This window comes from Kribbella sp. DT2 (assembly GCF_049844575.1).
In the GTDB taxonomy this organism is placed as follows: Bacteria; Actinomycetota; Actinomycetes; order Propionibacteriales; family Kribbellaceae; genus Kribbella.
The window spans coordinates 234,506-259,323 of the sequence record NZ_JBNCLH010000010.1 but is presented as its reverse complement, the minus strand read 5'-3'; the positions used below and the strand labels follow the sequence as shown (position 1 = coordinate 259,323).

The 24,818-nt window shown below is 69.5% G+C and carries 22 protein-coding genes; 10 read left to right on the top strand and 12 right to left on the bottom strand.

Annotated elements, in window-relative coordinates:
• Window positions 1–97: 97 nt before the first annotated feature.
• Window positions 98–712, bottom strand: a complete 615-nt coding sequence (locus ACLQ2O_RS35370; RefSeq protein WP_425840851.1) for a nitroreductase family protein — start codon at window positions 710–712, stop codon at window positions 98–100.
• Window positions 713–776: 64 nt separating this feature from the next.
• On the opposite strand from ACLQ2O_RS35370, the gene ACLQ2O_RS35365 reads away from it, so the two are divergent.
• The 3 genes from ACLQ2O_RS35365 to ACLQ2O_RS35355 all read left to right on the top strand — a co-directional run bounded on the left by ACLQ2O_RS35365 (window position 777) and on the right by ACLQ2O_RS35355 (window position 3,285).
• On the top strand, window positions 777–1,175 hold the full coding sequence (locus ACLQ2O_RS35365) for a hypothetical protein (RefSeq protein ID WP_425840848.1): 399 nt from the start codon (window positions 777–779) through the stop codon (window positions 1,173–1,175).
• A 233-nt stretch (window positions 1,176–1,408) separates the two neighbouring features.
• Entirely contained in the window at window positions 1,409–2,998 is a 1,590-nt protein-coding gene (cimA, locus tag ACLQ2O_RS35360; protein ID WP_425840845.1) for a citramalate synthase, read from the top strand.
• Window positions 2,995–3,285, top strand: coding sequence for a hypothetical protein (locus tag ACLQ2O_RS35355; protein ID WP_425840842.1), 291 nt, complete (start codon window positions 2,995–2,997; stop codon window positions 3,283–3,285). Before cimA ends, ACLQ2O_RS35355 begins: the two co-directional genes overlap by 4 nt.
• Here the strand turns inward: ACLQ2O_RS35355 and ACLQ2O_RS35350 are convergent.
• From ACLQ2O_RS35350 to ACLQ2O_RS35340, 3 genes are read right to left on the bottom strand one after another with little or no spacing between them, the layout of a single operon-like run.
• Window positions 3,272–4,576, bottom strand: a complete 1,305-nt coding sequence (locus tag ACLQ2O_RS35350) for an MGH1-like glycoside hydrolase domain-containing protein (RefSeq protein WP_425840838.1) — start codon at window positions 4,574–4,576, stop codon at window positions 3,272–3,274. The genes ACLQ2O_RS35355 and ACLQ2O_RS35350 overlap by 14 nt on opposite strands.
• Complete coding sequence (locus ACLQ2O_RS35345; protein WP_425840835.1) at window positions 4,573–5,367, bottom strand: sugar phosphate isomerase/epimerase family protein; 795 nt, start codon at window positions 5,365–5,367, stop codon at window positions 4,573–4,575. Before ACLQ2O_RS35345 ends, ACLQ2O_RS35350 begins: the two co-directional genes overlap by 4 nt.
• A complete protein-coding gene (locus ACLQ2O_RS35340) occupies window positions 5,367–6,554 on the bottom strand; it encodes an oxidoreductase (protein ID WP_425840832.1) in 1,188 nt (395 codons plus the stop codon). Before ACLQ2O_RS35340 ends, ACLQ2O_RS35345 begins: the two co-directional genes overlap by 1 nt.
• A gap of 83 nt (window positions 6,555–6,637) precedes the next feature.
• On the opposite strand from ACLQ2O_RS35340, the gene ACLQ2O_RS35335 reads away from it, so the two are divergent.
• Genes ACLQ2O_RS35335 through ACLQ2O_RS35320 form a run of 4 tightly spaced genes read left to right on the top strand, consistent with a single transcriptional unit; the run spans window position 6,638 to window position 11,048 of the window.
• Window positions 6,638–8,029, top strand: a complete 1,392-nt coding sequence (locus tag ACLQ2O_RS35335; protein WP_425840829.1) for an ABC transporter substrate-binding protein — start codon at window positions 6,638–6,640, stop codon at window positions 8,027–8,029.
• A 7-nt stretch (window positions 8,030–8,036) separates the two neighbouring features.
• The gene (locus ACLQ2O_RS35330; protein WP_425840827.1) at window positions 8,037–9,026 is read left to right on the top strand and encodes a carbohydrate ABC transporter permease; all 990 of its coding nucleotides are present in this window, start codon (window positions 8,037–8,039) and stop codon (window positions 9,024–9,026) included.
• Complete coding sequence (locus tag ACLQ2O_RS35325) at window positions 9,023–9,889, top strand: carbohydrate ABC transporter permease (RefSeq protein ID WP_425840824.1); 867 nt, start codon at window positions 9,023–9,025, stop codon at window positions 9,887–9,889. Before ACLQ2O_RS35330 ends, ACLQ2O_RS35325 begins: the two co-directional genes overlap by 4 nt.
• The gene (locus ACLQ2O_RS35320; protein ID WP_425840821.1) at window positions 9,870–11,048 is read left to right on the top strand and encodes an ROK family protein; all 1,179 of its coding nucleotides are present in this window, start codon (window positions 9,870–9,872) and stop codon (window positions 11,046–11,048) included. The genes ACLQ2O_RS35325 and ACLQ2O_RS35320 overlap by 20 nt, the downstream gene beginning before the upstream one ends.
• Here ACLQ2O_RS35320 and nagA read toward each other — a convergent pair.
• Genes nagA through ACLQ2O_RS35290 form a run of 6 tightly spaced genes read right to left on the bottom strand, consistent with a single transcriptional unit; the run spans window position 11,007 to window position 17,909 of the window.
• Window positions 11,007–12,113 carry an N-acetylglucosamine-6-phosphate deacetylase gene (gene nagA, locus ACLQ2O_RS35315; protein WP_425840818.1) on the bottom strand — a complete coding sequence of 369 codons (1,107 nt, stop codon included), beginning with the start codon at window positions 12,111–12,113 and terminating at the stop codon, window positions 11,007–11,009. The two genes, ACLQ2O_RS35320 and nagA, sit on opposite strands and share 42 nt — an antisense overlap.
• Window positions 12,110–13,579 carry a glycoside hydrolase family 3 protein gene (locus ACLQ2O_RS35310; RefSeq protein ID WP_425840815.1) on the bottom strand — a complete coding sequence of 490 codons (1,470 nt, stop codon included), beginning with the start codon at window positions 13,577–13,579 and terminating at the stop codon, window positions 12,110–12,112. The genes nagA and ACLQ2O_RS35310 overlap by 4 nt, the downstream gene beginning before the upstream one ends.
• Window positions 13,580–13,600: 21 nt before the next feature.
• Window positions 13,601–14,422 (bottom strand): carbohydrate ABC transporter permease, encoded by an 822-nt coding sequence (locus tag ACLQ2O_RS35305; protein WP_425840812.1) that lies wholly within the window; start codon window positions 14,420–14,422, stop codon window positions 13,601–13,603.
• Complete coding sequence (locus ACLQ2O_RS35300) at window positions 14,419–15,375, bottom strand: carbohydrate ABC transporter permease (RefSeq protein ID WP_425840809.1); 957 nt, start codon at window positions 15,373–15,375, stop codon at window positions 14,419–14,421. The genes ACLQ2O_RS35305 and ACLQ2O_RS35300 overlap by 4 nt, the downstream gene beginning before the upstream one ends.
• Before the next feature lie 12 nt (window positions 15,376–15,387).
• Entirely contained in the window at window positions 15,388–16,686 is a 1,299-nt protein-coding gene (locus ACLQ2O_RS35295; RefSeq protein ID WP_425840806.1) for an extracellular solute-binding protein, read from the bottom strand.
• Window positions 16,683–17,909 carry an ROK family transcriptional regulator gene (locus tag ACLQ2O_RS35290; protein ID WP_425840802.1) on the bottom strand — a complete coding sequence of 409 codons (1,227 nt, stop codon included), beginning with the start codon at window positions 17,907–17,909 and terminating at the stop codon, window positions 16,683–16,685. Before ACLQ2O_RS35290 ends, ACLQ2O_RS35295 begins: the two co-directional genes overlap by 4 nt.
• A gap of 124 nt (window positions 17,910–18,033) precedes the next feature.
• Here ACLQ2O_RS35290 and ACLQ2O_RS35285 point away from each other — a divergent pair, with 124 nt between their 5' ends.
• Genes ACLQ2O_RS35285 through ACLQ2O_RS35275 form a run of 3 tightly spaced genes read left to right on the top strand, consistent with a single transcriptional unit; the run spans window position 18,034 to window position 20,470 of the window.
• Window positions 18,034–18,486, top strand: coding sequence for a MarR family winged helix-turn-helix transcriptional regulator (locus ACLQ2O_RS35285; RefSeq protein ID WP_425840799.1), 453 nt, complete (start codon window positions 18,034–18,036; stop codon window positions 18,484–18,486).
• Complete coding sequence (locus tag ACLQ2O_RS35280; RefSeq protein WP_425840797.1) at window positions 18,483–19,871, top strand: MFS transporter; 1,389 nt, start codon at window positions 18,483–18,485, stop codon at window positions 19,869–19,871. The genes ACLQ2O_RS35285 and ACLQ2O_RS35280 overlap by 4 nt, the downstream gene beginning before the upstream one ends.
• Before the next feature lie 17 nt (window positions 19,872–19,888).
• On the top strand, window positions 19,889–20,470 hold the full coding sequence (locus tag ACLQ2O_RS35275; RefSeq protein ID WP_425840794.1) for an isochorismatase family protein: 582 nt from the start codon (window positions 19,889–19,891) through the stop codon (window positions 20,468–20,470).
• Window positions 20,471–20,762: 292 nt separating this feature from the next.
• Here the strand turns inward: ACLQ2O_RS35275 and ACLQ2O_RS35270 are convergent, their stop codons facing one another.
• A complete protein-coding gene (locus ACLQ2O_RS35270; protein ID WP_425840791.1) occupies window positions 20,763–21,824 on the bottom strand; it encodes a ribonucleotide-diphosphate reductase subunit beta in 1,062 nt (353 codons plus the stop codon).
• Window positions 21,821–24,787 carry a ribonucleoside-diphosphate reductase subunit alpha gene (locus ACLQ2O_RS35265; protein ID WP_425840788.1) on the bottom strand — a complete coding sequence of 989 codons (2,967 nt, stop codon included), beginning with the start codon at window positions 24,785–24,787 and terminating at the stop codon, window positions 21,821–21,823. The genes ACLQ2O_RS35270 and ACLQ2O_RS35265 overlap by 4 nt, the downstream gene beginning before the upstream one ends.
• Window positions 24,788–24,818: the final 31 nt, after the last annotated feature.

Below are 24,818 nucleotides of genomic sequence, written 5' to 3'. Positions count from 1 at the left end.
GCGTCCGAAGAACCCGAGGCTATAGCGCACGGTTCTTCGGACGCTTTGCGTTTCTTCGGACGTTGCGCGGGGCGATGGAGGAGCGGGGCGGTGGGGATCAGGGGGTCTCGGCGGGCCAGAGGAGGTCGAGGACCGGGCGGCGTTCGCGGGACGGGTCGCCGGCGGCGGCAGTGGTCGGCGAGGCGGAGGTCGGAGCGGCTCGCCCGATCGCGGTCATCGTGGTGACCTCCCAGTGCTCCGGTACGGCGAACTCGGCCGCCAGCCCGTCCCGGTCGAACGCCCGGAACTGCCGCGCGGCCAACCCGAGCGCCTGCGCCTGGATCGTCATGTGCGCGACCGCCTGCCCGAGGTCGTACTGGGAGAACTCCGAATACTCCCAGTCGGTGTCCTCGACGTACCGGTGTGCCAAGTTCGCGATCAGCAATCCGGCGGACGGTGCCCAGCGGGCCGAGCTGCGGGCGAGGTGCTTGACGAGTCGTTGGTGGGTGTCGTCGCCGCGGCAGCCGACGATGAACGCCCACGGCTGCGAGTTCCCCGCGGACGGCGCCCAGCGGGCTGCCTCGAGCAGCAGCTCCGTCTCGGCATAGGTGTTCCGGTGGCCGGCGTCGAAGGACATCGGACTCCAGCGCGTCCGGAGCAACGGGTGGAGCCGGTCGTCGGCCAGGTCCTGGGCGGGGTTCGCGGCGGGGTTCTCGGTGGAGTGGTCGGGCACAGCGTCCAGCATCGCATCGCAGGGATTCAGCAAGCGTTCAGGTGGTTTGGGTAGGGTCTCGCGCATGAGCGGCTTTCCGGATGACGTCGAGGCGTACTACGCGGAGCTGGCGCGCGAGCGGGAGTGGGGTGCGGAGACCCGGCAGGCCTTCCGGGCCTCGGCGGAGCTGATCCGCGACCTGGACCGGGGGACGGCGGCGCGGACGTTCGGGGCCAGGGCCGACGACGACGGGACGGACCGGCTGTTCGAGGCCGTCTGGCACGAGCGGGAGTGGGTGGTCGTCCGCGAACTGCACGTCAGCGAGGACGGGACGATCACGCGGTACTGGTGGCAGCGGATCGAGGACGAGCGCGGCGGTCTGACCGACCAGGCGCTCGATCGCGACGAGTGGGGCCTGCGCGCGCTGGAGCGCGAAGACTTCTACACCGCCTGGGACACCCCGGAGTGGTCTCTCACCGCCTGAGCACGAGACTGCGGCGCACGCCGCAGTACTGATCGGCGTACTGGATGTTCGCCTTCCGAGACATTTCGTCCCCGCCACGGCGTGCTGTGGCAGACTGAAAAATGTCATGAAGAACTTCCGGGTCATTATTGGCTAGGCGCGCTCAGCAGCAGTACCTGAGCGCGCAGACCTCTCGCACCTTGCGGGAGGTTTTTTGTTTGCCTGATGCCCCCATCCACCGGAAGGCGACCCCCGTGAGCGGATCCGACGAGTTCCACGTCTACGACACCACCCTGCGCGACGGCGCGCAGCAGGAGGGTCTGGCGCTGTCCGTGGCGGACAAGATCGCCATCGCTCAGCACCTGGACGACCTGGGCGTCGGGTTCATCGAGGGTGGCTGGCCGGGGGCGGTCCCGAAGGACACCGAGTTCTTCGCCCGGGCGCGGACCGAGCTGCACCTGCGGCACGCGACGTTCGCCGCGTTCGGCGCGACCTGCAAGCCGGGCACGGTCGCGGCCGACGACCCGCAGGTCGCCGCGCTGCGTGAGTCCGGCGCCGACGTCGTCACACTGGTTGCCAAGAGCCACGACGCGCACGTCGAGCGGGCCCTGCGCACGACGCTCGACGAGAACCTGCGGATGGTCGCCGACACTGTGAAGCACCTGCGCGAGCACGGGCAGCGGGTGTTCCTCGACACCGAGCACTTCTTCGACGGGTACCGGGCCAACAAGGCGTACGCGCTCGAGGTGGTGCGGGTCGCGGCCGAGGCCGGCGCCGACGTGGTCGCGTTGTGCGACACCAACGGTGGCTCGCTGCCGCGGGAGCTGCAGGACGTCGTACGGGAGGTGCTGGAGGCCACGGGGGCGCGGCTCGGCATCCACGCCCACAACGACGGCGGCTGCGCGGTGGCGAACTCGATCGCGGCGGTGGAGGCCGGGGCGACGCACGTGCAGGGCACGATCAACGGGTACGGCGAACGAACCGGCAACGCGGACCTGCTCGCCGTCGTGGCCAACCTCGAGCTGAAGCGCGCGATGGAACTGCTTCCGCCGGGCAAGCTGGCCGAGTCGTTCCGGATCGCGCACGCGATCGCCGAGGTGACCAACGTGCCGCCGTCCGCGCGGCAGCCGTACGTCGGGCTGTCGGCGTTCGCGCACAAGGCCGGGCTGCACGCCAGCGCGATCAAGGTCGACCCGGATCTCTACCAGCACACGGATCCGGCGCTGGTCGGCAACGACATGCGGATGCTGGTCTCCGAGATGGCCGGGCGGGCGAGCATCGAGCTGAAGGGGCGCGAGCTCGGGTTCGACCTCGGCAACGACAAGGAACTGGTCGGGCGGGTGACCGAGCGGGTCAAGGAGATGGAGTCGCGCGGGTACACGTTCGAGGCGGCCGACGCGTCGTTCGAGCTGCTGCTGACCGAGGAGGTCACCGGCGAGCGGGCGAGCTTCTTCGACGTCGAGTCGTGGCGGGTCATCACGGAGTCGCGCGCCGAGGGCGAGGCCGTGTCCGAGGCGACGGTGAAGTTGGTGGCCGGCGGCGAGCGCGAGGTGGTCACCGGTGAGGGCAACGGTCCGGTCAACGCTCTGGACCACGCGCTGCGGGCGGCGATCGAGCGGGCGTTCCCGGTGGTGAACAAGTTCGACCTGGTCGACTACAAGGTACGGATCCTCGACCAGGGGCACGGCACGGATGCCGTGATCAGAGTTCTGATCCAGACGGGCGACGGCGAAGGGTCCTGGGTGACGGTCGGCGTCGGCCACAACATCGTCGAGGCGTCCTGGGAGGCGCTCGTCGACGGTGTCACCTTCGGTCTGCTGCGCCACAAGGAGGTTGTGCGATGACTGTCACTGCACCGAGCCGGGCGGCCGGCGTACCGCTGCACCCACTGGCTGCCGTCGAGGCGCCGGTCGAGCGGCCGATGACGGTCTTCACCGCGCAGGTGGTGGAGACGCGCGGCATGCTGGCGCGGATCGCCGTCCTGCTCAACCCGTACGACGTCCGCACGATCAGCCTGTGCCTGGAGCGGTGCGAGCTGCGCATCGTTGTCGAGGGCAACGGGTTCGACGCCGGGCGGGTGGCGGCCCGGCTCGACAAGGTGATCGGCGTGCTGGACGTCACCTACAGCTGAGCAGGTCGAGCGCGACCGCGGCGGTCCAGCTGAAGGTCTGGGCGCCGCGCGGGGCGCCGTCGTACGGGTCGGCGTACTCGGCGAAGTCGGTGCTGCCGGCAAGCTCCAGCAGGTCGTCTCTCAGTTGGTCGGCCTGGTGCTGCTCACCCAACGCCGCCAGCCCCCGATGGATCAGCCAGGCGGTGTTGAACCAGCTCGGGCCACGCCAGTAGCGCTCACGCTCGAAGGCGGGTCCGGTGAGGTCGTAGCTCGGGACGAGGCGGACGCGGCCGAGGCCGAAGCGGTCTCCGCGGGCTGTTGCCAGCAGTTCGGTCGCCTGGGGAAGACAGGGGACGACGAGGGGGATCAGGCCGGAGATGGTGCCGGCGGCGACCACGCCTCCGTCGTCTGCGCGGAGGTCGCGGGCGTGGAACAGGCCGTCGGTGAAGAGCCCACCCAATGCTTTCGTCAGCTCTGCGGCGGCTTTCAAGTGGTGGGCGGGGTCCAGGCCGAGGGCTTCTGCGATGTCTGCCAAGGCGTGTTCGGAGGCGATCAGCAGGGCGTTGAACGCCGGGTCTTCCAGGGCGAACTCGAAGGGTGTCGTCGCGTCGTCGTACTGGTGGTCCCGGTAGGTCGCGGCGAGCTGGACGTAGCGGCCGTAGTCCAGGTCCGTCGGGCGATCGGTGGGGCTGGCGTGGTCGGTGTCTCTTCTGGTGAAGGAGTCGAGCGGCGCGGGGGTGACGCGGGCCAGGGCGTCGTCCCAGGCTGGGCTGTTGTCCATGCCGGACTCCCAGGGGTGGACGATCGCGACCAGGCCGCGGGCGCCGAGGTCGCGGCGGGTGCGGAGATAGGTGTGCCAGGCAACGAGCTGGGGGTAGACGCGGGGGAGGAAGTTCCGGCGTACGGACTCCTGCTCGTCGGCCTGGTGGGTGAGCCACGCGGCCAGCGCGTGCACCGGGGGCTGGATGATGCCGGAGGTCTCGACGCCGCCGGTGGTCGCAGCCTGCCAGAAGTCGGGACCGGGGAAGTAGGCGTCGCGGGCGACGGCGGGGGAGAAGCTGATGTGGGGGATCCGGCCGTCGGACCACTGCGATCCCAGGAGGGACTCCAGTTCGACCTGGGCGCGGCGTGGGGAGAGGTGGCGCAGGCCGATGGCGATGAAGGCGGAGTCCCAGCTCCATTGGTGGGGGTAGAGGGAGTGGGAGGGGACCGTGGAGTGGCCGGTCCAGTTGCCGAGGAGTACTCGCTCGGCGGCCTGGCGCAGGTCAGCGCGACCCGGTCCGGCCGGAGGCGGCTGATTCGGGTTCGTCACACGTACCGCCTGACGACGGCCGGGATCGAGCGGACCGCCTCGATCGGATCGCCGGTGAGGCGGCACTCGACGGCCAGGTAGCGGTCGTAGCCGATGGCATCGAGCGCGCCGAGGAAGGCGGCCCAGTCGAGGTGGCCGGCGCCGGGCTGGAAGCGGTTGGAGTCGCTGAGCTGGACGTGCCCGATGTACGGCGCCTGGGCAACGATCGCGGCGGACGGGTCGGTCTCCTCGATGTTCATGTGGTAGCTGTCGATGCCGATCCGGACCGCGTCGAGGCCGACCGCCTGGATCAGCTCCGCGGCTTGGTCGAGGCGGTTGACCATGTGGTCCTCGTACCGGTTCAGCGGTTCGAGGAACAGCTCGACGCCCTCGCGCGCCGCGTGCTCGCCGAGCTCGCGGAGTCCGTCGAGCAGGACCTCACGGTCGCCGGCCTCGTCGCGCGGCGGCTCGAACGGTGGGAGGCGCCGGGAGAACATCCCGTACGACGCCGGCGTCTGCGCGCCGAGTCCGCCGAGCTCGGCGATCACCGAGAGCTCGACCTTCATCTGCACGATCGCGTCGGCGCGCTGGTCGGGCTCGAAGGCGCCGAAGAAGTGCAGCATGTCGACACAGACCGTCGGCATCACGACGCCGTCGGCCTTCGCCTTGTGCAGCTCGGGCAGACGGTCGCGGAAGCTCAGGTCGCCCTTGCCGCGCAGCTCGATCCCGTCGTACCCGGCGGCGGTGGCGAAGTCCCACTTCTCCTGCAACGTCGCCCCCGGCAACAGTTGCTCCTGGCATGCGATCTTCATCAGAACTCCAGCACTACTTGCAGGGCGTCACCGGGACGCGTGTCGAGCAGGACGTAGGCGTCGGCGGCGTCTTCCACACCGACGCGATGGGTGATCAAGGGCTCGGGATCCACGGCGCCGCGGCCGACCAGCTCCAGGAACCCGCGCTGCAGCCGATCCACCGACCACCGCCCGGCCAGCTCCGGAGGAACGCCGCCGATCTGCGAGCTGATCAGCTCGACGCGGTTGTGATGGAACTCCTCCCCAAGCCGCAGGCCGTTGCCCTCGCCCTGGTAGAAGCCAGAGGCAACCACCCGCCCACCTACACCAACAGACCTGATCGCCTCCTGCAGAGCGGGGTACACCCCCGATAGTTCGATCGCCGTGTCCGCGCCGCCGCCGGCGCCTGCGGCGCCGGCGGCGGCGCGGGGGAGGAGGGGAGGCGAGCCGCCCCGGCTCCTAGCGCCTTCGGCGCTGGAGGGGAGGAGGGCGGAGCCGCCCCGGAGGCCTGCCGTTCCGGCGGCCGCCCCGCTCGCGCCTGCGGCGCTCGCGTCGGCTCCGGTGCTGATCGCCCGGATCTGCTCTGCGGCGCCGCCCGGGGCGAAGGCCGCCAGGGCTCCGTACTTCAGCGACTCCTGGCGGCGCGACTCGATGCCGTCGACGGTGAGTACCTGGGCGCCGCTCAGCGTGGCCAGGCGGGTGGCCAGGAGGCCGATGACTCCCTGGCCGTAGATGGCGACCAGGTCGCCGAGGGTGATGCGGGCCGAGAGGATCGCGTTGTAGGCGATGGCTCCGACGCGGGCGAAGGACGCGGCGGCGAGGGAGACGCCGGCGGGGAGTTGGTGGCCGGCGAGCTTTTCCGCGGGGAGGACTGCTTCGCTGCGGTGGCCCCAGATGCCCCAGACCTGGTCGCCGACCGACAGACCGTCGACGTCGGGCGCGACCTCGGTGATCTCGCCGGACTCGGAGTAGCCCCAACCGACGACCGGGAAGGAGACCCCGGCCTCGGCATCGCGGAAGATCCGGGCGTCCGGGTCCCAGGTGCGGGTCAGGTACGGGTTGGTGCCCCGGTACGCCGTCAGTTCGGTGCCGGCCGAGATGCCGGAGTACGCCGTACGGACGCGGACGTGACCGGGTGGGAGCGGTGGCGGGTCGAAGTCGACCACCTCGGCCACCCGGGGAGACGAGAACTGCACGACGCGGGCCACAGCAACCTCCAAGAGGACTTAGGTCTTGTCAAAATACAATAGTCCTGATGTTATGCGTAGGTCAGCTCCCCTGAGGAGGATGTATGTCACGCTTCACCAGGGCGCTCTCCATCGCGAGCGCGCTCCTGCTGGCTGCCGGAGTGCTCAGCTCCTGCGGCAACGATTCCAGCGCCGGGGACGAGCGCAGCATCACCGTCTGGTCGCTCGAGAACGTGTCCGGGCGGCTGGAGACCACCCGGGCGATCTTCGAGAAGTTCACCGCCGAGACCGGCATCCAGGTGAAGCTCGTCGGGGTCGACGAGCCGCAGCTGAGCCAGTTGGTGATGTCCGCGGCCGCGGCCGGCAAGCTGCCCGACGTGATCGGCGCGGTCCCGTTGGCCGCGATCCAGCAGCTGTCCAGCAACGGCCTGCTCAACCCGGACGCCGCGGGCAAGGTTGTCGATGCGCTCGGGCCGAAGACCTTCGACCAGCGCGCGCTCGACCTGACCCGCACCGGCGACCAGCAGCTCGCCGTACCGTCGGACAGCTGGACGCAGCTGCTCTACTACCGCAAGGACCTGTTCGCCGCGGCCGGCCTGCCCGCGCCCACGTCGTACGACGCGATCGAGAAGGCCGCGCAGGCGCTGAACAAGGACGGCACCGAGGGCATCTCGCTTGCCACCGACCCGGCCGACCCGTTCACCCAGCAGAGCTTCGAGTACTTCGGTCTGGCGAACAACTGCCAACTGGTCGATGCCGCTGGCAAGATCACGCTCGACAGCCCAGCATGCCAGGGAGCGTTCCGCTTCTACGGTGACCTGGCAACGAAGTACTCCGCGGCCGGCACGCAGACCGTCGACTCCACGCGCGCGGCGTACTTCGCGGGCAAGTCGGCGATGGTCGTCTGGTCGTCCTTCCTGCTCGACGAGCTCGCCGGCCTGCGCGAGGACGCGCTGCCGAGCTGCGAGCCGTGCGCGAAGGACAAGAGCTGGCTGGCCCGCAACACCGGTGTCGTGACCGCGGTCCAGGGTCCGGACGGCGCCGAGCCCGCGCAGTTCGGTGAGGTGACCGGCTGGACGGTGACGAAGACGGCGAAGGCCGACGCGTCGCAGCAGCTGGTGCAGTACATGCTCGACCAGGGCTACGAGGACTGGTTCGGGATGGCTGCCGAGGGCAAGTTCCCGGTCCGCCACGGTACGACGGCCGACCCGGACAAGTTCGACCAGGCCTGGGACAAGGCCGACATCGGCGTCGACACCCGCAAGCCGCTGGCCGCGATCTACCCGGCCCCGGTGATCGCGGAGCTGCGCGGCGGGATCGGCAAGATGCAGCGCTGGGGCATCACCGAGGGACAGGGCGCGCTGGTCGGCGCCACGCTCGGCGAACTTCCGGTGCCCAAGGCAATCAGTGCGCTGGCCAGTGGGCAGGTCGATGCCGACGAAGCCGCGAAACAGGCGACCGCTGACGTCGCCGCGATCCAGGACTCGCTCGGGTGAGGCAGAGATGACAACCGTGACCGACAAGCCACCGGCCGTCGAGGCCGCCGCACCCCGCCGCCGCAAGCAGAAGAACGCCCGCCGCCGCGAGGAGAACTGGGCCGGCCTGACGCTGGTCTCGCCGACGCTGGTGATCGTGCTGGTGGTCGTCGTCCTGCCGATCCTGTGGACGGTGATGCTCGCGTTCCAGAACGTCCGTCTGGTCGACATCCAGAGCCAGGGCCTGTGGGGCCACTGGACGCTGCGCAACCTCGAACGCGTCTTCAGCTCACCCGGCTTCTGGTCGTCGCTGTGGACCACCGTCGTCTACACGGTCGGCTCGACGCTCGGCTCGATCGTGGTCGGCCTGATCGCCGCGCTCGCGCTGCGCAAACCATTCCGCGGCCGTGCTCTGATCCGCGGCGCGATGCTGCTGCCGTACGTCGCCCCGGTGGTCGCCGTCGCGTTCGTCTGGCAGGTGCTGCTCAGCCCCGACCTCGGGGTCGTGAACCACTTCGGCGTCGAGTGGCTGGGCTGGGACCGGCCGATCGCTTTCCTGACCCAGCGCTCGTACGACGTACTCGGAGTCCCGGTCCCGATGGCGCTGTTCACGGTGATCGCGTTCGAGACCTGGCGGTACTTCCCGTTCGCGTTCCTGTTCCTGATCGCCCGGATGCAGGCCGTGCCGGCGGTGCTGGAGGAGGCGGCGGTGGTGGACGGGACGACGCCGTGGCAGCGGTTCCGGTTCGTGCTGCTGCCGCAGCTGATGCCGGTGATCGCGCTGCTGTCGGTGCTGCGGTTCATCTTCACGTTCAACAAGTTCGACGACGTCTACCTGCTCACCGGGGGTGGCGCGGGCACGGACGTGGTCGCGGTCCGGGTGTACCGGTTCCTGACCGCGCGCTTCGACGTCGGGCTCGCCTCGGCGCAGGCGGTCGTGCTGGCCGTCGTACTGATCGCGCTGCTCGGGCTGTACTTCAAGTTCTTCGGCCGGAAGATGCAGGAGGACCAGGCATGACCCGCGACGCTTTCCAGATCCGGTTCTTCGGGATCATGCGGTGGGTGGTGATCGCCGTGCTGGTGGTCGCCACGCTGTTCCCCTTCTACTACATGGTGCTGCTGTCGGTGAAGCCGATCGACGAGCTGCTGCTCGACCCGGGCCGGATCTGGGTGTCGACCAAGGAGTTCAGCCTCGACTCGTACCGGTCGGTGCTGACCTCGGTCGAGAACGGCGGCCAGGGCTTCCCGCTGATGCTGCGCAACTCCGCGATCGTCTCGATCGGCGCGATGCTGCTCACGCTGCTGGTCGCGATCCCGGGCGCGTACGCCGTCAGCCGGCTGCGGTTCACCGGCAGCCGCAAGGTCAGCGCGCTGTTCCTCGGCGTCTACCTGTTCCCGGCGACGCTGCTGGCCGTGCCGCTGTTCGTGATGTTCGCGAAGGTCGGGCTGCAGGGCAGCCTGGTCGGGCTGATCATCGTCTACATCGCGCAGACCGTGCCGGTGGCGATCTATATGCTGCGCAGCTACTTCAGCACCGTGCCGGTCAGCATCGAGGAGGCGGCCGCGCTGGACGGGCTGTCGCGATTCCAGATCCTGCGCAAGGTGGTGCTGCCGCTGGCGGCACCGTCGGTGATGGCGACCGCCCTGTACGTTTTCATGATCGCGTGGAACGAGTTCCTGTTCGCGCTGCTGTTCCTGGCGGCCGAGCCGGACCACTGGACGGTCTCGCTCGGGCTGCAGCAGCTCGCCAATGGCGTAGAGGTGCCGAAGACCGTGCTGATGGCAGGATCCGTCGTACTGACACTGCCGGTGGTACTGATGTTCTACGGCGCCGAGCGGTTGCTGACGGAAGGGTTGACGAGTGGGGCAGACAAGGGCTGACGCGACGACGTCCGCTGGACGGCTGCTGCACCTCGTCCGGACCGGCCAAGCCGGGACCCGCGGGGAGCTGCAGGAGCTGTCCGGCCTGTCGCGCTCGACGCTCGGCCAGCGGCTCGAGCCGCTGCTGGGCAACGGCTGGCTGGTCGAGGCCGGGTCGACCGCCTCGACCGGCGGTCGACCGCCGGTGGTGCTGCGGTTCGACGAGCAGCACGCGGTGGTGCTCACGGCCGACCTGGACACCCGGCATGCCCGGGCCGCGCTGATGGACCTGGCCGGCGGCGTCCTGGCGGAGCACGCGGGGGAGCTGGTCATTGCCGACGGCCCGGGCATCGTGCTCGACACGTTGTCCGACTGGTTCGACGCGTTGCTCGCTGAGGCCGGGCGGACGGCGAGCGAGCTGGCTGGGATCGGCGTGTCCGTACCGGGGCCGGTCGAGTTCGACACCGGCTTGGTGATCCGGCCGCCGATCATGCCGGGCTGGGACGAGTACCCGATCCGCGAACACCTGCGCCGCCGGTACGACGTACCGGTGCTGGTCGACAACGACGCGAACGCGATGGCGCTCGGCGAGCAGTCGGCCGGGTACCCGGACTCGCCGGCGTTCGTGCTGGTGAAGGTGTCGACCGGGATCGGCGCGGGGGTCGTGATCGGCGACACCGTGTTCCGCGGGATCGACGGCGGCGCGGGCGACATCGGGCACATCCGGGTCCGCGACGCGGGCGACGCGAAGTGTCAGTGCGGGTCGATCGGGTGCCTGGCCGCGGTCGCCAGTGGTGGTGCGCTCGCATCGGCGCTGACCGAGCTCGGGGTGACGGCGCGCTCCGGCGCCGACGTACGGGCGTTGCTGCAGTCGGGGCAGCCGGACGCGTTGCGGCTCGCGCGGGAGGCCGGTCGCCGGGTCGGCGAGGTGCTGGCGACGGTGGTCAGCGTGATCAATCCCGGCGTCCTGATGATCGCCGGCGATCTGGCGCACACGGATTTCGTGGCCGGTGTGCACGAGGTGCTCTACCAGTCGACGCTGCCTCGGGCGACCCGGCACCTGACGGTCGCGACCGGGCAGCTCGCGGACCACGCCGCGCTGGACGGGATGGCGCGGCTGGTGGTCAACGAGGTCTACTCACCGGCCGCTGTCGACGCCCGGCTGGCGAACGCCGGCTAGGTAGACCTGCTCGACCTCGAGGTCCGCGGAGAGCAGGACGAGGTCGGCGCGGTTGCCGACGGCAAGCGTGCCGCGGTCGTGCCAGCCGTAGTGGTTCGCGGCGTTCGTGGAGACCAGGGCGGTTGCCTGCGGCACCGTCAAGCGCAGCGTCCGTACGGCGTACGCGAGGGCGTCGGCGAGGAAGTGGACCGAGCCGGCCAGGGTGTTGGTGCCGTGGAGCTTGGCGACCCGGTCGTGGACGGTGACGCGGCGATCGGCGTACGCGTAGTCGCCGTCGCCGAGCCCGGTGGCGGCCATCGCGTCGGTGACCAGGATGCCGCGGTCGAGGCCCGCCGTCCGGAGGGCGACAGCGAGCGCCTCGGGGGACAGGTGGGTGCCGTCGGCAATCAGTTCGCAGGAGATACGGTCGTCGAGCAGGGCGACGCCGACCGGACCCGGTTGGCGGTGGGTCATCGGGGGCATCGCGTTGAAGAGGTGCGTGGCGGTCCGGGCGCCGGCGTCGAAGGCCTGGCGGGTGAAGGTGCCGTCGTCGTCGGTGTGACCGACGGCGAAGGTGAGCTCGGGGTGGTTCTTGATGAGGTCGATGGCGCCGGGAAGCTCGGGGGCGATGGTCATCGAAATGGCCAGGCCGCCGGCTGCCTCGGTCAGTTGAGTGAACACGCGCTCGTCGGGGTGGAGGAGTGCGGAGGCAGTTTGCGCGCCGCGGCGGTTGGGGGAGAGGAAGGGGCCCTCGAAGTGGATGCCGTGGAGGTTGGGTGCGGCGGCTTCGACGATCGCGGCCGCGGCGGCGAGCATGCGGTCGAGCTGCATGGTCGCGACGGAGGCGATCAAGGTGGTGGTGCCGTGGAGCAGATGAGCGCGGGCGGCTTGCCGGACGTCGTCGGGGTTGCCGGAGTAGAGCGCGGCTCCGCCGCCGCCGTGGCAGTGGGTGTCGACGAAGCCGGGGAGGAGCCGGCCGCCGGCAAGATCGATCGTTTCTCCCTGTGGCTCGCACAGACCAACAGCAGCTACAACACCGTTGTTGATCTGTACGGAGCCCAAGTGAGTGTTGAGGAAAGTGATCATCTGCCGAGCAGGCGGCGAGTGGCGGCTTCCGCACAGACTCTTGCGCTGCCGAAAGTCTGGATCCACGCGGCGAAACCGGAGTAGTCCGTTCCGGGAACACCCATGTCGACCACGATCGCGTCGGGATGTTGCGACTGCAGCTCGGTGATCAGCTTCTCCTGCCAAGGGAACCGGTGCGCGCCCCGGACGAGCAGGATCACCTGGCTGTCGGCGCCGTACTCGGAGCGGAACTCGCCGACCCCGGCCTTCGCCATCCCGGGACCGTTGTAGGTCTGACCCGACAGGCCGATGCTCTCGACAACCTTCCCCGCGTCGCGCAACAGTTGCTCGACGCCCCAACCGGCCGAGCCGGCGGCGGGGGAGTGGGTCGGCTCCAGCCGGATGATCAGCGCGGCGTCGCTCCGGAGCAGCGGATCTCCGTGCGTGACGGTGACCTGCTCGGCGAGCCTCGAGCCCAGCGCGTTGTCCCGCAGCGCGACGTCCGCCTTTGGCCGGGTGCCGAGCCGCGCGAGCCGGTCGTTGGCCTCCTGCAACCGTGCCAACGGCAACCGTCCACTGTCGACGGCCTCGACCAGCGCGCGGGCCGCCACCTCGACATCGTCGAGGAACGCCCACGATCCCAGGCACAACGCGTCGGCCCCCGCCTCGATCGCCCGTACGGCGGCCTCCGGCAGCGGCGCGACGTCGGCGATCCCGTACATCTCCAGCGCGTCGGTGATCACCACCCCGTCGTACCCGAGCTCCCCGCGCAGGATGTCGGTGAGCAGCACCTTGCTGATCGTCGCCGGTACGTCGTCCACCTGCGGCACCAGGTCGTGCGACACCATGATGCTGTCGACGCCCGCCGCGATCGCGGCGCGGAACGGATCCAGGTAGCTGTCCAGCAGCTCCTCCCGCGACACGTCGACCAGCGGCGTCGCCAGGTGCGCGTCGGTGCCGCTCAGCCCGTGCCCCGGGTAGTGCTTCGCGCAAGCGCTGACGCCGGCCGACTGCAGCCCCTCGACCCAGGCCGCCGTGTGCCGGCTGACCAGGTCGCGGTCGGCGCCGAAGCAGCGGATCCCGTTCGGGCTCAGGGGGTTCACGGCCGTGTCGACCGCGGGTGCGAGGTCCCAGTCGACGCCGGCATCGACCAGCGACAACCCGATCTGGTACGCCGCCTGCCGGGTCAGCTCGAGGTCGTCGAGCTCGCCGAGCGCCCGGTTGCCCGGCATCGAGAACCCGCCGAGGTTCTCCAGCCGGTTGACGTCGCCGCCCTCCTCGTCGATCGAGAGCAGCACGTGGTCGCGCAGGCCGTGCAGCTGCGCGGCCAGCCCGCGGAACTGGTCGCCGTCCACGATGTCCTTGCCGAAGATCACGAACCCGCCGAGACCGGCCTCGATCCGGGGCGGCACCCAGTTCGGCACCTTCGGCCGGCCGTGGGCGGGGAACAGTACGCCGTACGCGAGCCGCTCGAGCTCTGCCTTCACGAGTTTCTCCTTCACAGGGATTCAGCCTTTGACCGCGCCGCTGGTCATCCCGCCGACCAGCCGGCGCTGGACCAGCAGGAAGACGACCAGGACCGGCAGCGAGAAGATCGCCGACGCCGCGATGGTGGCGCCGTTGTCGATACCGTCGGAGGTCTGGAACGAGACCAGCCAGACCGGCAGCGTGTAGTTGCTCTGCGACTTCAGGAACACGTAGGCGAACAGGTAGTCGTCCCAGGCGCTGATGAAGGCGAAGATCGAGGTGGCCACGATGCCCGGCGCGAGCAGCGGCAGCTGGATGTGCCAGAACGCGCCGAACCGGCCGCAGCCGTCGACCATCGCGGCCTCCTCCAGCTCCAGCGGGATGCCGGCCACGAACCCGCGCAGCGTCCAGATCGTGAACGGCAGCACGAAGGTCATGTAGGTGATGATCAGCCCGGGCACGAAGTCGATCGCCCCGACCGAGCGCAGCATCAGGTAGAGCGGGATCACCATCGCCGAGCCCGGCACCATCTGGACCAGGACCAGCCCGACCAGGAACGCGCGGCGGCCGAGGAACCGGAACCGGGCCAGCGCGATCGAGGCGCCGAGGGCGACCACCAGCGCGATCAGCACGGTCGACACCGAGACCAGCAACGAGTTGCGCACGTAGTGCAGGAACGAGCCGTGCGTCAGCGCCGTACTGAAGTTCTCGAAGCTGATCGGCCAGGGGAAGAACTCGGGCGTCGCCGACAGGATCTTGCCGGGCTGCTTGAGCGCGGTCGCGAACATCCAGTAGACCGGGAAGATCACGATCAGCGAGACGACGACCGCGATCGTGTTGGGAATCGCGCGCTTGTGGTTCATGCCGTCACCTCACCCGACGCGATCAGCCGGCGGACGTAGAGCACAGCCAGTACGGCGAGCAGCACGACCGTGACGATCGCGATCGCCGCGCCGCCGCCGTAGTCGTTGCGGGTGAACGCCTCGAGGTAGGAGTAGACGCCGAGCGTCGTCGTCCCGCCGTCCGGGCCGCCCTGGGTGAGCACCCAGAACGGGGTGAACGAGTTGACCGACCAGATCACCTCGAGCAGTACCAGGACGGCGAGCACCGGGCCGAGGATCGGCAGCGTGACGTGCCGCGCCGTCGACCAGCGGCCGGCGCCGTCCAGGGCGGAGGCCTCGTACAGGTCGTCGGGGATCTGGCCCATCGCGGCGTACAGCGTGAGCGCGATGAACGGCAGGCCCTTCCACACGATCAGCACGATGATCAGGAACAGCGCCTGCCCCGGCGACGAGAACCAGTCGTGCGCCGAGAAGTCACCGAAGACGTGGAGCTGCGTGATGACCCAGTTCAGGACGCCGTACTGCGGCTCGAACAGCCAGCGCCAGATCATCGACGCGGACACCATCGGCATCGCCCAGATCAGCACCAGGCAGACCGACAGCATCACGCGCGCCCAGTTCGACACCAGGCGCAGCAGCGACGCGAGCAGGAAGCCGAGCACCATCATGCTCACCACGCAGCCGACGCTGACGATCAGCGTGCGCAGCAGCACGTGCCAGAAGTCGGCGTCGCCGAGCACCCGGGAGAAGTTGCCCAGGCCAACGAACGGGGCCTCGCCGGTGAACAGCGACCGCGGTCCGAAGTCCTGCACCGACAGCCAGACCAGCCGGACCAGGGGGTAGCCGAGTACGGCGGCGAACGCGATCACCGCCGGCCCGATCAGCCCGTACGGCGTGAAGCGCGCGAGTCGCCTGCCCCGGACGGGCTGCCCGGTCCGGGCGGTCGTGGGTGCCGCTTGCGTGAGCGAGGTCATCAGCCGCTACCGTCAGCGCGGGCCGGACAGGGCGTTGAACGCTTCGGTCGCGTGCTTGTCGTACTCCTGGGCGGAACTGGCGATCTCGCCGCCCTTGGCGATCTTGGCGAAGAACTGCTCGTTGTAGCTCTCGGTCTCCAGCGTCGCCTCGCCCGGAGTGGCCGGCAGGGCCCGGCTGACCGTCGCGGCCTGCGTGCCGAGCTTCAGGATGTCCGGTACGTCGGTCGTCGGCAGGAAGTCGGGGACGATCGGCAGCTGGTGGATGGTCCGCGTCATCGTCTGCTGGAAGCTCTTGCTGGTGATGGCCTTCAGCCAGTCGACGGCGACGTCCTTGTTCGGGCTCTTGGCCGCGATGCCGATCGTCGAACCGGCCACGATCACCGGCAGCGGCGAGTTCGGCTGGTAGCCCGGCATGATGAAGTAGCCGGCGTCCGCGGCGGTCTTGGCGTTCTTCTCCTTGACCGCGCCCGGCTCCCAGGCCTTCACGTAGATCATCGCGGCCTTGCTGTCGGCGAAGATCTGGTCCTGGTCGGGGCTGTCGGTGTTGGCGCCGGTCGACGAGGGTGTCGAGCACGCGTTCTGGAACTTCTTCCACTCCGCCAGCCCGGCCTGGTTCTCGGCGCTGCTCATCGTCGCGGTCCACTTGCCGTCGTTCTCGGTCGCGATCGCGCCGCCCTTGCCGAACAGGAACGGCATGCCGGCGAACCAGTACTGACCGGGCATGTAGAACGCGGAGAAGTTCGGCGTCTTGCTGTGTGCCTGCGCCAGCTTCGAGCAGTCCGCGACCAGCTCGTCGACGGTGGCCGGCGGTTTGGCGATGCCCGCCGCGGCGAACATCTTCTTGTTGTACATGACAACCTTCGTCCCGCCGTACAGAGGCGTCGCGTAGAGCTTGTCCTGGTACGTCGAAGGGCCGGCGAGCCCGGCCAGCCACTTGTCCGAGGACTCGAAGTCACCCTTGTCCCCGGTCAGGTCGGCCAGCGCGCCCGACGCGGTCAGCAGCGGGGTCTGGGTGTTGCCCATCTCGACGATGTCGGGCGGGTTGTCGGAGGCCAGCGCGGTGGTCAGCTTGGTGACGATGTTGTCCCACTGCTGCACCTCGACCTTGACCGTGACGTCGGGGTGCTTCTCGTGGAACTGCTTGGTCACGTCCTCGACGATCTTGTTGTCGCCCGGGCCGCCGGTCATCATCCAGACCGTCAGCTCGTTCGTCGCGCCCGAGCTCGTGGCGTCACCACCCCCGCAGGCGGCCAGGCCGGTCAGGGCGATCGAGACCGTGGCGGCGAGGCCGACTGTCTTCCAACGCATCATGACTGTTCCTCTTTCGCTGATTGATCCACTGGGCTGTTCTCCAGCAGCGCCACGACGCCGGTGTCGGGGGTCGTGATCGAAACGACCTGGTGGCGAGCCACCCCGATCGCGGTGTAGTAACCGCTCAGGGCGGCGGCCATCGCGCCCAGCAGGCCGCCGGAGTCCTTGAGCACAGACCGGCGCAGATCACTGCGGACGCCGACCGTCGCGTACGTCTCGTCGCTCACTTGGTGCAGCACGTCGTCGCTGAAGGCCCCGGAGAACCCGCCGGTGAAGACGACCGTGCTCGGTTCGTAGGCCAGGGCAACGATCGACACCAGGTGCAGCAGCGCCTCGTGGATCTCGTCGACCAGGCCGCTGAAGCGGCCGGGCTCGGCGAAGACCTCGTCGGCCTTGGTGAGGTTGTGTCCGGCCGCCTGCGCCAGGGTGAGTAAACCCGCGCCGGAGAGCAGGTCGCGCAGACGCTCCTTGCGTCCGGGAAGGCGCAGCCGGCCGAACTCACCGAGCAGCCCTTCCGGCCCGGCGAGCACCTGCCGGTTGACCGCGACCGCCGAGCCGAGGCCGGTGCCGAGGCTCAGCAGGACGACGGTCTCGTCGCGCGGCAGCTCGCCGTAGTGCAGCTCGCCGAGCAGGGCGAGGTTGGAGTCGTTGTCGATGATCGTCGGGACACCGAGCTCGGCGCCGACGGTCTCGACGAACGTGGTGCCGAGGATCTGCGGCAGGTTGAACGCGCCGACCACGCGGTCCTTGGTCGCGGCCACCACACCGGGCAGGCCGATCGCGACCGACGTGAGCGGTACGCCGTCGCCGTACCGCTCGACCAGGCCGAGCACGCGGGTGGCGATCCAGCGGGCGAGCTCCGGGGCATCGAGCTCGCGCGGAGTCTCGTCACGGCAGCGGATCAGCGCCGTACCGAGGCCGTCGGCGATCACCGTCCGGCAGTACGTGCCGCCGAGGTCGATCCCGGCCACCAGTCCGGCCCGCGGGTTGAACCCGAGGGCGGCGGCCTGGCGGCCGGGACCCTCGCGGACGATCTTGTGCTGCTCCAGCACCAGCCCGTCGGCGAGCAGGTCGTCGACGATCCGCGCGACGGTGGCCCAGCTCAGACCGGTCTGCTCGACCAGTTGGCGACGGTCGATCCCGGCGCCGGACAGCACCGCGGCGATGATCGCGCCACGGTTGGCGGTCCGGGTCCCGGCGCTGCCTCGTACCAGCTTCGTCATTTATTCTCACGGTGAATAGAATTGGTTGAGCTGTGAGGCTATCGCCGGGCCGGCGGCGCTGTCCAGGGATCACGGACTTCTGTATGCACTTAATTAGGCAGGCTGAACTGCGCAGTCTGGACTGATGATCTATGGTGGAGAGGTGGAGATCTCCGAGTCGGCGGTGCAGGCGGCGAGTGACGTGCGGGTCGTCTTCGGGCGGCTGCGCCGGCGACTGCGGGACCTGGCCGACGCGGAGGACCTGACGCTGTCGCAGGCCTCGGTGCTGAGCCGGCTGGATAAGGACGGCCCGACGACGGCGAGCGCGCTGGCGGCGGCCGAACGGGTCCGGCCGCAGTCGATGGCCGCGACGGTCGGCGTCCTGCTCGAGCTCGGGTTGGTTGCCCGGAGCCCCGACCCGCTGGACAAGCGGCGGCAGGTGCTGTCGTTGTCCGCCGCGGGGGTCGAGCATCTGCAGGGCGGGCGTCGGGCTCGGCAGGAGTGGCTGGCTTCGGCGCTGCAGGAGCGGTTGAGCGAGGAGCAGCGGCGGGACCTGATCAGGGCGTTGACGTTGCTCGACGAGGTGACCCAGGCGTGAGCTCGGGCAAGACCGCGCCCGGCCAACTGGCCGGCGCCTCGGCCGGCGCGGACGTGCGGTTCGATCGCCGGTTGATCGCGCCGATGGTGCTCGGCTCGATCCTCAACCCGATCAACTCCTCCATGCTCGCGGTCGCGCTGATCCCGATCGGGTCGGCGTTCGGCGTGGGCCCCGCCGACACCGCCTGGCTGGTGACCGGGCTCTACCTGGCGACCGCCGTCGGGCAGCCGGTGATGGGCCGGCTGGTCGACCGGTACGGGCCGCGGCCGTTGTACCTGATCGGTACGGCGCTGGTCGGCGTCGCCGGTCTGCTCGGTGCGCTGGCGCCGACGCTCGGCGTACTGATCGCCTCGCGAGTGCTGCTCGGCTTCGGGACCTCGGCGGCGTACCCGGCGTCGATGTCGCTGATCCGCAGCGAGGCGGACCGGACCGGGATGGCCAGCCCGACCGGGGTGCTGAGCGCGTTGTCGATCGCCAACCAGGTGATCGCGGTGATCGGGCCGACGCTCGGTGGGCTGCTGATCGGGGTCGGTGGCTGGCACCTGATCTTCACCGTGAACGTGCCGCTGTCGCTGGCCTGCGTGGTGCTGGGTCTGGTGTGGTTGCCTCGGTCAACGGGTCGCTCCGGTGGAGGGCGGCTCGACCTGGCCGGGATCGTGCTGTTCGCCGCGATGCTGGTCAGCTTCATGATGTTCTTGATGAAGCCGAGCTGGTCGTCGGTCTTCCTGATCGGGGTGGCTGTCGTCCTCGGCGCCGGGTTCACGTGGCGGGAGCTGCGGGCCGCTGATCCGTTCATCGATCTGCGGGTGCTCGGGGGCAACGCGCCGCTGCTGGCGACGTACGGACGGCAGGTCTGCACCTTCGTGGTCTCGTACTCGTTCCTCTACGGCTTCACCCAGTGGCTGGAGGAAGGGCGCTCGCTGAGCGCGCCGAAGGCCGGGCTGGTGCTGCTGCCGATGTCTCTGGCCGCCGTCGCGATCACGGCGATCACCGGCCGGCGTTCGGCGGTCCGCGGGAAGTTGGTGGCCGGGAGCATCCTTCTGCTGGTTGCCTGCGGCGCGCTTCAGCTGGCTGCTGGTAGCAGCCCGTTGTGGTTGCTGGTCGGGCTCGGTGTTCTGGCGGGCTTCCCGCAGGGACTGAACGGGCTGGCGAACCAGAACGCCCTTTACCACCAGGCGGATCCTTCGCGGATGGGATCGTCCGCGGGGCTGCTTCGAACCTGTACCTACCTCGGCGCGCTGACCGCCGCCGCGGCCAACGCCTCGTTCTTCTCCGACGGTGCGACCACGTCCGGTCTGCACGAACTGTCCTGGTTCCTGCTCGGGGTCGGCGTGCTGCTGCTCGCCCTCACCGTGCTGGACCGCTCACTCAACCGCATCAAGTGACGAAAGGCCTTCCTCCCGTGGCTCTCACCACTCTCGACGAACACACCGCCCTGGTCGTCATCGACCTCCAGAACGCCGTTGCCGCCCTCCCCGTCGCGCCGTACTCCGCCGCCGACGTCATCACCCGCACCGCTGAGCTCGCCGACGCCTTCCGCGCCCGGAAGCTGCCGGTCTTCCTGGTCCGCGTCCAGGCGACTCCCGCCGACTCGATGCCCGGCCGCACCGAGTACCAGCGCCCCTCCGGTGGCACGCCCGTCGCGGACGGCTCTGAAATCGTCCCCGCCCTGGCCGGCCACCCCGAGGACGTCACCGTCACCAAACGCAACTGGGGCGCCTTCTACGGCACCGACCTCGACCTCCACCTGCGCCGCCGAGGCATCACCCAGATCGTGCTCACCGGCATCGCCACCAGCATCGGCGTCGACACCACCGCCCGCGAGGCCTACGCCCACGGCTACCACGTCACCCTCGCCACCGACGCGATGTCGGACCTGTCGGCCGAGGGCCACGCCTTCACCCTCCAGACGATCTTCCCCCGCCTGGGCGAGTCCGGCACGACGGCCGAGGTCCTCGAACTACTTGAGAAGACCCGCTCGTAGGAAGCTGCTGCTGCTGCTGCTGCTGCTGCCGCTGCTGCCGCTGCCGCTGCCGCCGCCGCTAGCGCTGCCGCTGCCGCCGACGAGCGCCGCGCCCGCCCGAGCACCGACGGCGCCCGCCGACTGCTGCGCCCCGCCGCCCCCTCCAACCCCGCACGCCCCCACCCGCGGTGCGGGTGGGGGCGAGCGGGGATGGAGAGGGCACGCCGTACGCGAGGCGCTTGCTGAGCGTCCATAGCACCGGCCGGTGCAGTGCGAGCCTGGACGAGATCGAGCGAGCGCCCCATCCCGCTTGTCAGTCCCAGGTGAGGCCGGAGGCTGACTGGTACTCGATGACTCTGGTTTCGAAGAAGTTCTTCTCCTTCTTGAGGTCCATCACCTCGGACATCCAGCCGAAGGGGTTGCGGGTCTCGCCGAAGATGGGCTGGATGCCGATCTGTTCGGCGCGGCGGTCGGTGATGAAGTGCATGTACTGCTCGCACAGGTCGGCGGTGAGGCCGAGCATGCCGTTGGGCATCGTCGAGCGGCCGTAGGCCACCTCGAGCGCGCAGGCCTCGGTGAGCATCTGGCGGACCTCGGCCTGGAACTCAGCAGTCCACAGGTGCGGGTTCTCCAGCTTGATCTGGTTGATGCAGTCGATGCCGAAGTTCAGGTGGATCGACTCGTCGCGCAGGATGTACTGGTACTGCTCGGCGATGCCGACCATCTTGTTGCGCCGGCCCAGCGACAGGATCTGCGCGAACCCGGTGTAGAACCACATGCCCTCGAAGACCACGTAGAACGCGATCAGGTCGCGCAGGAAGTCGGTGTCGGCCTCCGGCGTACCGGTCCGGAAGTTGCCGTCCTCCAGGTGCCGCGTGTACTTCAGCGCCCAGGCGTCCTTGTCGGCGATCGACGGGACCTCGCGGTACATGTTGAACAGCTCGCCCTCGTCCAGCCCGAGCGAGGTGCAGATGTACTGGAAGGTGTGCGTGTGCACGGCCTCCTCGAACGCCTGGCGCAGCAGGTACTGCCGGCACTCGGGGTTGGTCAGCTGGCGGTAGACCGCGAGCACGATGTTGTTCGCGACCAGGGACTCCGCGGTGGCGAAGAAGCCGAGGTTGCGCTTGAGCATCAGGCGCTCGTCCTCGGTCAGGCCGTCGTTGCTCTTCCACAAGGAGATGTCGGCCTGCATGGAGACCTCGGTCGGCATCCAGTGGTTGTTGCAGGCGGCAAGGTACTTGTCCCAGGCCCACTGGTACTTCAGCGGGAGCAGCTGGTTCACGTCGGCGCGCGCGTTGATCATCGCCTTGTCGGCGACCTCGACCCGGTCCGCGCCGACGGCGATCTCACCGAGTCCGGTGGGGGTGGTGGTCACTGGCAGGCCTCGCAGTCGGGGTCGTCGAGCTTGCAGACAGCAGGGGCGTCGAGCAACGTGTCGTCCATCGGAACGACCGGCGCCGCCGCCGGGGGAGTGGCCGGCACCTCGGCCACCGGAGCGGCCACCTGCGCGGGAGCTGCGGCCGGGGCGGGAGCTGCGGCCGGCGCGGGGGCGGCCGGCGCGGGGGCTGCGGCCGGAGCGACCGGCACTGCGTTCAGCCGGCCGTCCGTCCCCTGCAGAGTCGACTTCTCGACGTGGGTGGCCGACTGGGAGCGCAGGTAGTACGTCGTCTTCAGCCCGTACCGCCAGGCCGACCGGTACAGCTCGTCGAGCGCCTTGCCGGACGGGGCCGACATGTAGAGGTTGAGCGACTGCGCCTGGTCGATCCACTTCTGCCGCCGCGACGCCGCCTTGATCAGCCACAGCGGCTCGATCTCGAACGCGATCGCGTACAGCGCGCGCAGGTCGGCCGGGATCCGCTCGATCCGGCTCAGCACGCCGTCGTGGTACTTGAGGTCCGACACCATCACCTGGTCCCACAGCCCGCGCGCCTTCAGGTCGGCGACCAGGTACGGGTTGGCGACGGTGAACTCACCGGACATGTTCGACTTCACGAACAGGTTGCTGTACGTCGGTTCGATCGACTGGCTGACCCCGCAGATGTTGGAGATCGTCGCGGTCGGCGCGATCGCTAGCACGTTGGAGTTGCGCATGCCGTCCTTCAGCACCTTCGCGCGCAGCGCCTCCCAGTCGAGCGTCCGGCCGGTGTCCAGCTGGACGTCGCCGTTGCGCGCCGTCCGCAGCAGCTCGAGCGAGTCGATCGGCAGGACGCCCTGGCTCCATAGCGAACCGTCGTACGTCTGGTACGTCCCGCGCTCGGCGGCCAGTTCGGTCGAGGCCTCGATCGCGTGGTAGCTGATCGCCTCCATCGAGACGTCGGCGAACTCGACGGAGGCGTCGGACGAGTACGGGATGCGCAGCGCGAACAGCGCGTCGGCGAAGCCCATCAGGCCGAGGCCGACCGGGCGGTGCCGCTGGTTGGCCCGCTCCGACTCCGGCGTGGTGTAGAAGTTCACGTCGATCACGTTGTCGAGCATCCGGACCGCGGTCTTCACCGTGTCGCGCAGCAGGTCCGCGTCCAGACCGGTCTCGGTCAGATGGGCAACCAGGTTGACCGAGCCGAGGTTGCAGACGGCGGTCTCGTCGACGGTCGTGTTCAGCGTGATCTCGGTGCACAGGTTCGAGGAGTGCACCACGCCGTCGTGCTGCTGCGGGGAGCGCAGGTTGCAGGCGTCCTTGAAGGTGATCCACGGGTGGCCGGTCTCGAACAGCACGGTCAACATCCGGCGCCACAGGTCGACCGCCTTGACCCGCCGGAACACCCGGATCTCACCACGGTCGGCAGCGGCCTCGTAGTTCTCGTACGCCGTCCTGAACGCCGCGCCGTACAGGTCGTGCAGGTCCGGGACCTCGTCGGGGGAGAACAGCGTCCAGTCGCCACCGGCCTCGACCCGCTGCAGGAACAGGTCGGGCACCCAGTTCGCGGTGTTCATGTCATGGGTCCGGCGGCGCTCGTCGCCGGTGTTCTTGCGCAGGTCGAGGAACTCCTCGATGTCCATGTGCCAGGTCTCGAGGTACGCACAGACCGCGCCCTTCCGTTTTCCGCCTTGATTGACTGCTACAGCAGTGTCGTTGGCGATCTTCAGGAACGGGACGACGCCCTGGGACTCGCCGTTCGTACCGCGGATCTTGGCGCCGATGCCGCGGACCGGGGTCCAGTCGTTGCCCAGGCCGCCGGAGTACTTGGCCAGGAGCGCGTTGTTGCGGATGCCGGCGAAGATGCCGGACAGGTCGTCGTCGACCGTGGTCAGGAAGCACGACGACAGCTGCGGCCGCGTCGTACCGGAGTTGAACAGGGTCGGCGTCGACGACATGAAGCGGAACGAGCTGAGCAGCTCGTAGAACTCCAGCGCCCGGGTCTCCCGGTCGTCCTCCTTGAGCGCCATGCCCATCGCGACCCGCAGGTAGAACGCCTGCGGCAGCTCGAACCGGACCTTGTCGATGTGCAGCAGGTACCGGTCGTAGAGGGTCTGCAGGCCGAGGAACGCGAAGTCCAGGTCGCGCTCGGGCCTGATCGCCGCGGCCAGCCGGGCGAGGTCGAAGGTGGCCAGCTCGGGGTCGAGCAGCCCGGCCTCGATCCCGGTGCTGAGGTAGCGCGGGAAGTACTCGGCGTACGCCGTGCTCATGTCGGCCTGGGTCGCCTGCCGGGGCTCGCCGTGCACACGGCCGAGCGTCTCGCGACGGATCTGGTCGAGCAGCAGGCGCGCGGCGGCCTGGCTGTACTGCGGCTCGGTCTCGACGTACGAGCGGGCGGCCATCACCAGGGCGAGCTCGACCTCGTGCTGGGCGATGCCGTCGTAGCAGGAGCTGAGCGTCTCGTCGAGGATCTGCTCGGGGTCGACGGCGTCCAGACCGGCGGCCGCCTCGGCGATCACCAGCCGGAGACGGGCGACGTCCAGTGGCGCTCTGCTACCGTCGGCGCTACGGAAAGTGATGACCGGTGTCTCGGTCACGCCGGTCGGGTCGGACGGCGTCCGGGCTTTGGTGCGCTCTTCGCGGTACAGCACGTAGGCGCGGGCGACCTGATGCTCTCCCGCGCGCATCAGAGCCAGCTCGACCTGGTCCTGGATGTCCTCGACCTGAACGCTGCGCCGTGCGTCGCCGCGGCTGGTCAGCGCCGTCACGACGCGGGCGGTCAGGTCGGTCACCAGGTCACGGACCCGGTGACTGGTGCCGGCCTCGGCGCCCTCGACGGCCAGGAAGGCCTTGCTCACGGCGACCGCGATCTTGGTCGGGTCGAATGCGGTGCTGGTGCCGTCACGGCGGACGACGGTCAGCTGGGACGCCGACGGGTCGGGCACGGTGCCCGATGCGGGCGGCGACGACGAAACGATGGTCACAGGCGCTCTCTCCACGCGAGTTCCGGGGGAC

Excerpts from the sequence above, each read along its gene's own strand:
- ACLQ2O_RS35290 (WP_425840802.1), bottom strand. The coding sequence starts at position 17,909 with ATGACGAAGCTGGTACGAGGCAGCGCCGGGACCCGGACCGCCAACCGT.
- ACLQ2O_RS35295 (WP_425840806.1), bottom strand. The coding sequence starts at position 16,686 with ATGATGCGTTGGAAGACAGTCGGCCTCGCCGCCACGGTCTCGATCGCC.
- ACLQ2O_RS35325 (WP_425840824.1), top strand. The coding sequence starts at position 9,023 with ATGACCCGCGACGCTTTCCAGATCCGGTTCTTCGGGATCATGCGGTGG.
- ACLQ2O_RS35300 (WP_425840809.1), bottom strand. The coding sequence starts at position 15,375 with ATGACCTCGCTCACGCAAGCGGCACCCACGACCGCCCGGACCGGGCAG.
- nagA (WP_425840818.1), bottom strand. The coding sequence starts at position 12,113 with ATGATCACTTTCCTCAACACTCACTTGGGCTCCGTACAGATCAACAAC.
- ACLQ2O_RS35365 (WP_425840848.1), top strand. The coding sequence starts at position 777 with ATGAGCGGCTTTCCGGATGACGTCGAGGCGTACTACGCGGAGCTGGCG.
- ACLQ2O_RS35335 (WP_425840829.1), top strand. The coding sequence starts at position 6,638 with ATGTCACGCTTCACCAGGGCGCTCTCCATCGCGAGCGCGCTCCTGCTG.
- ACLQ2O_RS35345 (WP_425840835.1), bottom strand. The coding sequence starts at position 5,367 with ATGAAGATCGCATGCCAGGAGCAACTGTTGCCGGGGGCGACGTTGCAG.
- ACLQ2O_RS35330 (WP_425840827.1), top strand. The coding sequence starts at position 8,037 with ATGACAACCGTGACCGACAAGCCACCGGCCGTCGAGGCCGCCGCACCC.
- ACLQ2O_RS35355 (WP_425840842.1), top strand. The coding sequence starts at position 2,995 with ATGACTGTCACTGCACCGAGCCGGGCGGCCGGCGTACCGCTGCACCCA.
- ACLQ2O_RS35285 (WP_425840799.1), top strand. The coding sequence starts at position 18,034 with ATGATCTATGGTGGAGAGGTGGAGATCTCCGAGTCGGCGGTGCAGGCG.
- ACLQ2O_RS35305 (WP_425840812.1), bottom strand. The coding sequence starts at position 14,422 with ATGAACCACAAGCGCGCGATTCCCAACACGATCGCGGTCGTCGTCTCG.